General features: G+C 60.9%; 11 protein-coding genes. 2 read left to right on the forward strand and 9 right to left on the reverse strand.

All coding sequences use genetic code 11. The features are described from left to right. Positions 1-7: 7 nt before the first annotated feature. The 3 genes from gmd to FJ978_RS14725 form a co-directional block, all read right to left on the reverse strand. Entirely contained in the window at positions 8-997 is a 990-nt protein-coding gene (gene gmd, locus FJ978_RS14715) for a GDP-mannose 4,6-dehydratase (RefSeq protein ID WP_140572681.1), read from the reverse strand. A 383-nt stretch (positions 998-1,380) separates the two neighbouring features. Next, entirely contained in the window at positions 1,381-1,818 is a 438-nt protein-coding gene (locus FJ978_RS14720) for a GFA family protein (RefSeq protein WP_140572682.1), read from the reverse strand. 90 nt (positions 1,819-1,908) lie between these two features. Next, positions 1,909-2,208: a PRC-barrel domain-containing protein gene (locus tag FJ978_RS14725; protein ID WP_023776591.1), complete on the reverse strand. Its 300-nt coding sequence runs from the start codon at positions 2,206-2,208 to the stop codon at positions 1,909-1,911. 217 nt (positions 2,209-2,425) lie between these two features. Here FJ978_RS14725 and FJ978_RS32820 point away from each other — a divergent pair, with 217 nt between their 5' ends. Continuing rightward, positions 2,426-2,590: a hypothetical protein gene (locus FJ978_RS32820; RefSeq protein WP_013893799.1), complete on the forward strand. Its 165-nt coding sequence runs from the start codon at positions 2,426-2,428 to the stop codon at positions 2,588-2,590. Between the two features lie 134 nt (positions 2,591-2,724). After that, positions 2,725-3,507 (forward strand): Crp/Fnr family transcriptional regulator, encoded by a 783-nt coding sequence (locus FJ978_RS14730; RefSeq protein ID WP_181180402.1) that lies wholly within the window; start codon positions 2,725-2,727, stop codon positions 3,505-3,507. A gap of 290 nt (positions 3,508-3,797) precedes the next feature. On the opposite strand, the gene FJ978_RS14735 is transcribed toward FJ978_RS14730, so the two are convergent. The 6 genes from FJ978_RS14735 to FJ978_RS14760 all read right to left on the reverse strand — a co-directional run. Beyond that, the gene (locus FJ978_RS14735; RefSeq protein ID WP_140572684.1) at positions 3,798-4,529 is read right to left on the reverse strand and encodes a GGDEF domain-containing protein; all 732 of its coding nucleotides are present in this window, start codon (positions 4,527-4,529) and stop codon (positions 3,798-3,800) included. A 106-nt stretch (positions 4,530-4,635) separates the two neighbouring features. Continuing rightward, positions 4,636-5,331: a thermonuclease family protein gene (locus FJ978_RS14740; protein ID WP_246678131.1), complete on the reverse strand. Its 696-nt coding sequence runs from the start codon at positions 5,329-5,331 to the stop codon at positions 4,636-4,638. 48 nt (positions 5,332-5,379) lie between these two features. After that, a complete protein-coding gene (locus tag FJ978_RS14745) occupies positions 5,380-6,597 on the reverse strand; it encodes an ABC transporter substrate-binding protein (RefSeq protein WP_140572685.1) in 1,218 nt (405 codons plus the stop codon). Next, a complete protein-coding gene (locus tag FJ978_RS14750; protein ID WP_348640314.1) occupies positions 6,534-7,427 on the reverse strand; it encodes a transglycosylase SLT domain-containing protein in 894 nt (297 codons plus the stop codon). Before FJ978_RS14750 ends, FJ978_RS14745 begins: the two co-directional genes overlap by 64 nt. Positions 7,428-7,480: 53 nt before the next feature. Beyond that, positions 7,481-7,849, reverse strand: a complete 369-nt coding sequence (locus tag FJ978_RS14755; protein ID WP_140572686.1) for a hypothetical protein — start codon at positions 7,847-7,849, stop codon at positions 7,481-7,483. A gap of 72 nt (positions 7,850-7,921) precedes the next feature. Continuing rightward, positions 7,922-9,352 (reverse strand): type I secretion C-terminal target domain-containing protein (locus FJ978_RS14760; protein WP_140572687.1); only part of this gene is annotated, 1,431 nt, incomplete at its 5' end.

Raw genomic sequence — 9,352 nt, forward strand, 5'->3', positions numbered from 1 at the left:
TTTCCGATCACCCTCGTCTCGACGGGTTGCTATGACGTTCGAGGTCGGCGTCCACCATCTCCTGGATCATCTCTTCCAGCGGGATTGTCGCCTCCCATCCCAGCTTCTGCTTTGCCTTGGCGGGGTTTCCGAGCAGAATTTCGACTTCCGCCGGCCTGAACAGTTCCGGATCTATGACAAGGTGATCGTCGATCTTGAGCCCAACGTGATCGAACGCGATTCGGCACATGTCGCGCACGGTCGTCGTCCTGCCTGTGGCGACGACGTAATCGTCCGGCTGGTCCTGCTGCACCATCAGCCACATCGCGCGGACGTAGTCCTTCGAGTGACCCCAATCTCGCTTGGCATCGATATTCCCGAGCCGTAATTCCTTTGCCATGCCTTTCTTGATGCGCGCGACCGCGTCGGTCACCTTGCGGGTGACGAACTCAATGCCGCGAAGCGGAGATTCATGATTGAACAGAATGCCGCTTGAGGCATGCAGCCCGAAGCTTTCGCGATAGTTGATCGTGATCCAATGGCCATAGAGCTTCGCAACCGCGTAGGGGGAGCGCGGATGGAAGGGCGTTGTTTCCGATTGCATGGGTTCCTGGATAAGGCCGTACATTTCCGAGGACGACGCTTGGTAGAAACGGGCTTCGGGCGATTCGAGACGGAGTGCCTCGAGGACGTTGGTCACGCCTATGCCGGTGACGTTGCCCGTCAGGATGGGCTGCTGCCATGATGATTTGACGAAGGATTGGGCGGCAAGATTGTAGACTTCATCGGGTCTCACATCGCGCATGGTTCGAGCCAGGCCGGACAGATCCGTCAGGTTTCCATCAACAATCCGGACGTCTTTTTCGATGCCGAGCCACTTCAGCCGCGTGGTGTTCACATCGGCCGTGCTCGATCGCCGTGCAAGTCCATGGACCTCATATCCCTTGGACAGCAGGAGCTGCGCCAAATAGGCGCCGTCCTGCCCGGTGATCCCGGTTATCAAAGCTTTCTTTGTCATCCATGCTCTCGATCATATCCGGTGGTGCTCCCAGCTCCAAGCCGCCGCTTGGCACGTCATGGTGGCCAAGTCAATTCCGCGTCGGCTCATGGCGGCGGAACGTGGGTCGATTCATTCGTCGCCAGGAACAGCTCCCGGTCGCAATTGACCAGGGCCGCTGATCACTTCACAGGCATCCACGAACCAGCCGGCATACTGGGCAACGCCTGGGCATCGCGACCGATCCCCGTATGCCAGCCTCTGGCCTCGAGGAAGTCGACCATGGCGCCGGTCGCGACATTGCCGGGTGCGCCGGGTGCAAGGACATCCACCCGCCCACAAGTGCTGCCGCGACGCCGTCAAGCGCGGCCGCTGGAGCATCGTCCCTGTGGGGCGCGGTCAGTCTACCTGTCACGTGGATTGCCGAATTTTGCGTCGCGCTTCCTCGAATAACGATCGATGCGCGGCAGCTTGTCGTCAAATGCGACCCAGGGCAGCCTGAGCTCCCAATAGGCGTGAGCTTGTGGGCGCAACCCTTCAGGTTTGTCGAAGAAGCCGATCGTCAGATAGAGTTCGTCCGGCAGGCCTTCGTCGCTGTAGCCGATGGAACTCCCGCAGTCGGGGCAGAAGGTACGGACCACGCCGGGTGTCCTCGAAAAGCTTTTCGGAGTTCCCTTCAAAAGCCGGAATTGGTCGGGCCGATACCCGACCCAGACCGTGAGCGGACCGCCAATGGCCCTACGGCAATCGTCGTCGTGGTCGTAGCAAATCCAGAAAGGCTCGCCGTCCATGGCGGCGGCTATCGCACCGCAGAAGCAAGTCCCTGTCTCGCGCCGCGTCATCCGTCACTCCGTGGCGCCGAAGCATCCGTCGCGTTCCGATCTCCCGGATTGGCCATGCGGCCGCTCCCGGGAAAGGGCAAATCCCTGATATCAGGCGTCGTGATGCTCGGGCATGTTTTTGAGCTGATCCTTGGTCCAGTTGGTCACCGCGTGGACATCGCCATCTTCATCGCGCATGAAATCCAACTGGCTCGCGGGGACGGCCACCGGCTTGGCGCCGATGCCGAGAAATCCGCCAACATCGATCACCACCTGACTGCCGGCGCCAGAACCATGAACATGGGAAACGGTGCCGACCTTGTTGTCGTCAGCGTCGTAAATCGTGGCGTCTTCCAAGATGTCAGGCGTCAATTCTGCGCTCGTGAGGCGGACGTGATTGGTGTGATCCATCGGTCAAGTCTCCTGTTGGGACGGGATAGTTGAACCACCCAGCGAGGCAATCGTTCCGAACGATTTTGGTGGTCCCGGATGGATGGACTGCAGAGCCGCCCGAATTGAGCCATGGCCCGATTTGACTCGCCAAGGTCTGTACGAAATCGTACAAAGAGAAAATGGTTCGCGCGACGCTTGGGAGAGGCGATCGCGCTTTGGCCGGCACGAGGATGTCATGGCGAAAGAACCTGAGCGCCCGGGTCTGACGGCAGAGACGGTGCGCGCACTTGCGCGGGATTCGGGCGCTACGGAACAGCAGATACGTGAAATAATATCGCTGGTCGGCTTCGATCGCGCCTCCATCCTGCGCGAGGCTCGTCTTGTGGCCAAGGATGGATAGCCCGCGAAGCCGCGATTTTTCCACAGCAGTAAATGTCGGTTTTATACCAACGCGCTAGCCCTCCTAGTGCTGTGTGAAGCGCAGTCTATGGTTCGTCACCGTCCGCTCGTTCGACGGGCGCGGCCGGCTAAGAGATGCGAGTGCTCTTGCCCAAGGGAGAGAGTCTCGTGGATCACCAGATCCTGCAAGCCAAGAGCGAATTGTTGCGCCGTATGAGCGTGGACGATTTCGCGCGGCTGAAGCCGCATCTCCAGAGCGTCTTCCTGGAGCTGCGCGCGCCGCTGGAAACCGCAGGTCAAAAGATTGAAGCCGTCTACTTTCTTGAAAGCGGGCTGGCATCGGTGGTGGCGAAGACTTCGGCGAAGACCGAAGCAGAAGTGGGCATAATTGGCTTCGAAGGAATGACCGGCTCGGCGCTGGTGATGGGGGACGAACAGGCGAACTTCGACTGTTACGTGCAGTCGACGAGTGAAGCGATCCGCATACCGGCTGCCCCATTCGTCGAAGCCCTGGAGGATAGCCCGACGCTGCGGCCGTTTCTGTTGCGCTATGTCCAATATCTTCACGTCCAGACCAGTTACACGGCAGCGATCAACGCGCGGCAAAGCCTGGAAGTTCGCCTGGCCAGGTGGCTTTTGATGTGCGGCGACCGCACTGTCGGCGACAGGCTCGTGATAACCCATGAATTTCTGTCCATCATGCTCGGCGTCAGGCGCCCTGGAGTGACTGTCGGGCTGCAGATGATCGAGAGCTACGGGTATATTCGTGCGCGTCGCGGAGAAATCACGATCCGTAGTCGTGATGGCCTGCTGACGTTGGCGCGAGAGGCTTATGGACCACCCGAAGCCCAATATCGCCGGCTGGTCGGGGACCTGGGCTCAAAGAACCCCGCAAGACAGGAACGGCCTCCCACGTAAGCGTTGAGGGAAGGGGACGAACGCGTCTCCGGCTGGGATCGGATCAGGTCGCTTTGCGAGTGGCCGACGCGATGATGCCGGTGAGACACCATTGCCTAAGCCCGCGTCGGCCACTGCGGCATGAATTGGGGATGCCGCGTGGCCAATCTAGCGTTCCGCAAAAAGCCTGCAACGAACGATCGAGGTTTGGTAAGAACTGTACATAGCCGGGCAACGCATTGCATGCCGGGCAAATGGGTCACACGGCCTGTTCGATGCCGTGGAGATCGCGGCCTCTCCCGCGATCGCGCTCAGAAACTCGCCACAGGTTCTGCACCTGACAGCTGTTCTTCCGCCGAGCGGAACATGTCCTCGAATGCCAGCTCGGTTTCAAACACGGTGCTTCCGACACTGATCGCCAGGACGTCCTCGCTGCCCTTGGGCGCGAAATAGACCCGCGCGACGCCCGCCCGGATCCGCTCGCCAATGTCCTTGGCCTCGGCTTCGGTCGCACCGGGGAGGAAAACGCCGAACATCGATGTTCCTATGCGCCCCACCATATCCTCCTTGCGGACAGCGGACTGTATGGCCGAGGCAACGAGCCGCAAGGCCTCATCGCCCCAGCCGGGGCCGAAGCGAAGATTGATGGATCGAAGATGTTCGGCGTGGATCGCCAGGAAGGCGCCCGAGCGTGGCCCCGACGCTGATGGCCTGGCTGCGCGCCGCTCGATCATCGAGGTGAAAACCGGACCGTTCAGGCAGCCTGTCACCCTGTCATAGGTTCCAGACCTGTTGAGTTCCCGCCGGTAGCCGCGGATCTGGGTCTGCTTCCAGCCGATCAGCACGAAAAGCGGCAGCCCAATGATCAGCGGCAACAGCACCGCGGTGACCATGCTGCGCCCGAACGGCGTCAGGGCCTCGCTGAACAACAGCAGGTAGTTGAGGCCGACGGAGAGGCCAAGGCTCCCGACTGTCCCCAGAAGGGTGAGCCAGGCGACACTCTTCCACGCTGGGACGGTGGCGGTCGCTGCGGTTTGTGCCATTGGCAATCTCCTGTCAGATCAGCCAATATAGCCGGGCGCCTCGCAATTTCAGTTTCGGCAAACCATACAATTTGATCGATGTGGGAGCCTCCTCGATCCTGGCAGCCTATTGCGGAGGGCCGAAGATCCCCATCTGCGTCTCCTCGGCGACCGCCTGCGCCTTGCCATAGATGCCGGTCGGCAGCGCCATCGCCCAGCCGTTGGACACAAGCCAGGCGCCGGCGTCCTGCTTGCCCAGACTGCACGGCGCGGCGATGGCGAAACGCTCGATGTACGGCGGTACGAAACATTTCAGCGCGCGTCCCCGCAGCCAGGAGTTGAAGGCGGCACGTGCGCGCTGGCCGCAAGGCCAGGCGACATCGTGAAACGAGCAGGTCCTCTCCGGCTCGATGCTCGCGACGCCACCGATGATCACTTTGCGTCCCATGGATTCGAAAGTCGCCGACGACGTGGCGACCGGACGGAAGAGCAGGGTTTCGCGCCAGTCACGGGGCCTCGGCCTTTTGGGGGGCACGGCGAGACCCAGATCGCCGAGCGGCGGCCGGGCTTCGGCCCGCTCGATTTCGGACAAGTCGATCGGCGGCGGCGCGACAAGGCTCTCGGCAACCCTGCGCGCGTCTCGCCATGGACCGTCGGGAACGGCCGCGACCACAGGGGTTGGATGGTTGCCGGCACGCTCCATTTGGGGCGCGGGGGCAGGCCGGTCGATCGCAAGCAAGGCTCCGGCCTGCATGATCAGGACAATCCCGAGCACGAGCTCGAGGCCTCCGACCGCGATAACCCAGCGGATGCGCCCGGGCATGCCCATCACGCCGGCGCAGCGTTCGAGCGAGGCCCCGTCACCGGCCGTTCAGAAACCAGAGGTTGATTTGGCAACCAGTTTGAGCGCACCTTTCTGAACCTGATAGAACGGCATCGATCTTTGGCTGGATCCGTCGGCGCGAAAGCGGAACAGGCCGGTCGATCCGCGAAATCCGCTCGGGTTTTCGAGAACCTGTTTGCTGAAACCGTCGGGTCCGACCGCGCTGGCAATTCCCGCTGTCAGCGCAACCATATCATAGGCGTAGGCTACATTGACGTCGGCCGGATAATTGTACGTCGCCCTGAAGCGGTCGGCGATCGGCCCGGTTTCGCTCGAATCGAGCGTGGCGATATACGCGCCCTCAAACAGGGGATCGATGGGGTGCTCCAGCCAGCGGTTCGTTCCCACGACAGAGATCGCTTTTCCCGGAATGCCCTTCGATTTGAGGGCGGCAAGCACGGACGAGGGGCTGCCGTCACCGCTGGCAACGATGACCGCGTCGGGGGTGTCCACGAGTGAGCCCATCTCGTCGACCGCCTTCGCGGCACCGTCGCCGCCCGAATAGGGGACAGTGACCGCCAGCGTGGCGCCATAGATGCTGAGGCCGTTGGCGACCCGCTTCTCGACGGCGCTGGCGTTTTGGCCACCCGCGACAAGCAATACGAACTTCTTGCTGCCTTTGGCGGCAAGCCCGGCGGCACCCGCCGCCGCGCTGTCCGCTTCGCTGAGCGGCACCGCATAAACCCCGGCACTGCCGGCGAAATTGTCGGCAAGTGCCAGAACCGGCGGCCGTTTCGATCCCGACAGCGTGGCGATGTGCTGAGCCGCCTGCAGCTCGGTTGGGCCGATGACGACTTTCACCCCGGTGGTGATGGCCTGTACCGCCAGTTTGCCGGCCTGTGTGCTGTCGCCCTTCGTGTCTTCTATCGTCAGCGTAAGCAATCCATTGCCGATATCCGCCATCGCCAGCTTGGCCGCATCGCGCATCTTGCGGCCGTTTTCGCCTGCCGTTCCGGGTGCCGACAACGGCAGCAGCATCGTGACTTTTGCCGAACCGGTGCCCAGCGACTGGGTCGCCTGGACCGGACCGGTGACAGCACTGCCATTCTGCCCGGCCGGAGTGGCCTGCTCGGCGGGCGCGGCAATTGCCGCCGGGTCGAGCACCTCGGTGACGTTGCCTTTCGACTGGCAGCCCGACAATATCACGGCGAGCGCGAAGGCGATTGCCGACGTCCGCGCACAGTAGACCTTTCGGCCAGCTTCCATGATTGTCCCGCCCTGTCTGCCGCCGGCTTGTTCTTCCCGGTCTGGTCTGCCACGCATGTTACGGCGGACTTGTCGCGCCGTCCTGTTGTTCTTTGGCCGCCGAAGAGCCGGGCCCTCAGGGCCCTGATCTGTCTTGCTTGCCCGGCGGTCCTGTAGTCGGCGCATTTCATGTATCGCGGTCCGGGCACGAACACCCGGCGCACGCAGACACGGTTTTCCTGGGCGGCGGCTCCATCCTGCCCGTCTGTCGAAAATGTGGAAAAGCCGAATGTCGCGACCGGCAACGGTCCGGTCACTTCCAACCCGTCCCTGGCAAGGATTGCCCGCGCGCGCTGGCAGTAACGGACCGAGAGCGCCGAGAACCGGCTTTCATGATGCCCGGCGCGATACTTCATGACCGTGGTGCAGAGGTCACCGGCGGAGAGCCTGTTTGCCTGGGCAAGATACCTGACCCCCAGCGCGATGTTCGTCGCCGGCGTGCCCAGATCGTCGAGGGAGCCTCGAAAGCCGAGCATTCGCGCTGTCGCCGGCATCACCTGCATCAGGCCGACTTCGCCATCGGCGCCCCGCACGTCGGGATCGAAGCCGCTTTCGATCTCCATGACGGCGTGCGCCAGCGCCGGCTCAAGGCCATAGAGGGAGGCCTGACAACTCGCAAATGCCTTGAACGTCTGTCGGGTCCACGCCGCGGCCGCGTCGCAACGCGGCGGCCGCGTCGAACCCGACGACCGATGTTGCGCCACGGAAGGCCGTTCGAGCCAGTTGGCGCGAGCCGGCGTGACACTTTGGGCAAAGCCAGCCAACGCGATCGTTGCGGCGATCGCCCTCAACAAGGATCCGTCGGCTGGCATGATGGCCAACAGGCGCAAATTTGCCTATCCGGTCAGTGCATGTACTCGACCATGCGATCGTGAAAACACTCGCATTTGTTGAGCGTGTCCTCGTCCTTGTAGTTCGTCTTCAGATAGCCATAGGCCATGCCGCAGGCGACCTTGGCTTCCGACGCCCAGACGAAGACCGGCCGCGACGAGTTGATCCACTCCGAGCTGTTGGCCGCGGCGACCGATTCGTCCATCAGCTTCACCACCTGGGCCTTGAGATCGACGATGTTGTCGTTCAGCACCAGGTTGGAAGTGCCGACGGTCCGGCAATAATCGCCCGTCGGGCCTTCGATGATGTCGGCGGCGAAGCCCGTCGATCCAGCCAGCAACAGCGCCGCGGCCGAAGCCAGCAATCTTGCACAACGCTTCATTTAAGCCCTCTTTCAAATCGCCATTTTACGTTTCGCTAATGTGTAGCACGGGAGCACGGCCACGCATAAGTGTTAAATCGTGACATGCTGCTGTGTGTGTGTTGAGTCGTCGTATAGAATGTTGATGGTTCCGGCCGCAGGGGTGTTCGTTAGTTGTGCTAGGTCCACGAAACTGTGGCCGCCTGTCGCGCCGTTGACGTCGACGCTCAACGTCTTCGTGCCGGCGTTATATTGCACGTAGTCGGTAATGGTGCCACCCGGTGCCATGTCGAACAGTGCGGTCAAATCGATCTTGTCACCCTGGCCGCCGGCACCACTGTAGTCGCTTATCAGATCCTTGATATCGAGATGGTCGAGCTTGAACGTATCGGCGCCTGCGCCGCCAGTCAGTATGTTGTAGCCCGCGGCAGCGACGAGAATGTCATCGCCCGGTCCGCCCGACAGGATATTGGGATCATAGGTGGCGTCGCCGGTGAGGGTGGCCTGGTGCCCATCATTGGCGTCGACAATGATGTCGAAGCCATGACTGGCTTTATCGCCGTCACCATCCACAACATCGACGTTGAAATGCAACCCGACGTCCGGAGGTGTCTCAATAGCCGTTGTCACGCTGGTGGTGGTACCCGCAACAATTAGTCCTGTGTTTCCGATATTGACAACTGACATGCCATAGACAAGGTCGGTCGAGGTGAAATCCAGAACGCCGTTGACGATGTTCATGTTGCCCTGATTATGGGCAATTCCGAGTTGGTCGTAAGTGATCACATGAACAGAATAGTTCCCCGTCATTTGGCCACCATTAGATCCTTGCAAGAAGTCAATTTGGACATGATCCATGCCAGCCGCAGTCGTCGAATGGGTTGAGGAATTGTTGTCACCATCTCCCTGAAGGAACTTTAAGGTGATCGATTCATTGTGATCCATGGTTTGACCAGAACCTATACCCAAACCATTGTTATTCGAATTTACCGTGGCGGTACTGCCAAGATTTGTACCTGTCCAACCGGAATTACCGGTAAACAGTATGTCCGTGTGGGGAACGGGGAAGTGATTCTTTACGGTTATTTGCTCAAGGTAGACGCTATTACTGTTGCCGCCAAGGCCAGCAGCGCCGAGTGCGGTTGTATCTGTTACCACTATAGTGGGCGCGGGATTGATGACCTCAAAAGTATAGGTGCCATCCGCTTTCATATCGACCGTAAAATAAGGCTGCGTACCACCGGCATCGAAGAACGCCGTGTATTGGGCGACGCCGGTGGCTGAGTCGTAGATCGACGTTGAATGATGGATTAGTGATATGCTTGGCTCGTTTGTTAGTGAAATTGCAATTGTCGAGAGTCCGTCGGCACCGGGCGTAAACGACCACGTGCCGTCATGCGTATCGACAGAGTTGGCGACGATCTGGCTTTCAATGGAGGCGATCGTAGGCCCATCGTCGTTGACCTTGACGGTCAGCGAGCCGTTGGCGGTGTCGCCGTCGCTGTCGGTGACCGTCACCGCGAA

This window comes from Mesorhizobium sp. B1-1-7 (genome assembly GCF_006442705.1).
Lineage (GTDB): Bacteria > Pseudomonadota > Alphaproteobacteria > Rhizobiales > Rhizobiaceae > Mesorhizobium > Mesorhizobium opportunistum.